This is a genomic window from Streptomyces sp. NPDC012935 (assembly GCF_042900345.1).
Taxonomy (GTDB): Bacteria; Actinomycetota; Actinomycetes; order Streptomycetales; family Streptomycetaceae; genus Streptomyces.
In genome coordinates this window covers 1-1,118 of sequence record NZ_JBIBBC010000108.1, presented here as the reverse complement: position 1 = coordinate 1,118, position 1,118 = coordinate 1, and the positions used below count along the sequence as shown (strand labels likewise).

Annotated in this window: 1 protein-coding gene; it reads left to right on the top strand. The window is 69.1% G+C overall.

Going from position 1 to position 1,118, the window contains the following annotated elements:
* Positions 1-1,118: GTP-binding protein (locus ACFY5C_RS41905; protein ID WP_389455354.1), on the top strand; the 1,118-nt coding region annotated here is incomplete at both ends.

The following is a 1,118-nucleotide window of genomic DNA, read 5'->3' as shown; positions in this document are numbered from 1 at the left end:
CGCCCACCAGCTCGACTCGGTCGACGACCGCATGATGGACTCGAACGACCTGGAGCGTGAGAAGGGCATCACGATCCTCGCCAAGAACACGGCGGTGAAGTACCACCCCAAGGACGGCGGGGACCCGATCACGATCAACATCATCGACACCCCCGGCCACGCCGACTTCGGTGGCGAGGTCGAGCGCGGTCTGTCGATGGTCGACGGTGTGGTGCTGCTCGTCGACGCCTCCGAGGGCCCGCTCCCGCAGACCCGCTTCGTGCTGCGCAAGGCCCTCCACGCCCGGCTGCCGATCATCCTCTGCATCAACAAGACGGACCGCCCGGACGCCCGGATCGACGAGGTCGTCAACGAGACCTACGACCTCTTCCTGGACCTGGACGCGGACGAGGAGCAGATCGAGTTCCCGATCGTCTACGCCTGCGGCCGCGACGGCATCGCCTCGCTGACCAAGCCGGCCGACGGCACCGTCCCGGAGGACTCCACCAGCCTGGAGCCGTTCTTCTCGACGATCCTCCAGCACATCCCGGCCCCGACCTACGACGAGGAAGGCCCCCTCCAGGCGCACGTCACCAACCTGGACGCCGACAACTTCCTCGGCCGTATCGCGCTGCTGCGCGTCCACCAGGGCGAGCTGAAGAAGGGGCAGACCGTCGCGTGGATGAAGCGCGACGGCTCCGTCACCAACGTGCGCATCTCCGAGCTGATGATGACCGAGGCGCTCACCCGCAAGCCGGCCGAGAAGGCGGGCCCGGGTGACATCTGCGCGGTCGCCGGTATCCCGGACATCATGATCGGCGAGACGCTGGCCGACCCCGAGAACCCGGTGCCGCTGCCGCTCATCACGGTCGACGAGCCCGCGATCTCCATGGTCATCGGCACCAACACCTCGCCGCTGGTCGGCCGGGGCGGTACCGGCAAGGGCGCCGACGCCAAGGCGGCCGTCAAGGACCGCAAGGTCACCGCCCGCCAGGTCAAGGACCGCCTCGACCGCGAGCTGATCGGCAACGTCAGCCTCCGCGTCCTGGACACCGAGCGCCCCGACGCCTGGGAGGTGCAGGGCCGCGGCGAGCTGGCGCTGGCCATCCTGGTCGAGCAGATGCGCCGCGAGGGCTTCG